We start from the raw sequence: 477 nt of genomic DNA on the forward strand, positions 1-477 counted from the left end.
GCTCATGGCGTAATCCAGGTAGCTGCGGCGCATTTCCTCTTCGAGGCTGATGGGCAAGGTTTCCTTGGCGAAAGAGGTCATGGGCGCAGACTTGGAAGGATCGGACAATCCGACATTTTAAGAGGGCCTGCGACCGGGACCCTGGTTCGGCTTGTGTGGGGGGCTGGCCAGCTTGTGTTGCAGGGGGGCAACAACCGCAGGGCCCGGTGACACTCTGTGACACACCGCCGCCTGTGTCACAGCCGGTGCCTTGCGCTTGTGGCAGAATGAATGTTCCAAGTGCAAGATCGCAGAAATCTTGGCTGTTTAACCCCCCGTTGCAGCACCCGCTGCGCCCACATGAAGAGGACATCGATGAAACAACTCAACAAAATCGCCGCGCTGTTCGCCACCGCCGCTCTGGCCACCGCCGCCGGTGCCCAAACCATCGACAACTGGCGCAACGGTTCCGGCGACCTGGTCTGGAAGAACGGCACC

At 60.6% G+C, this 477-nt stretch carries 1 pseudogene; it reads left to right on the forward strand.

The window, feature by feature from the left end:
• Positions 1–354: 354 nt before the first annotated feature.
• A pseudogene (locus HA630_RS22795) lies at positions 355–477 on the forward strand (OmpA family protein); the annotation flags it as partial.

The sequence above is a fragment of the Aquabacterium sp. A08 genome, assembly GCF_011742065.1.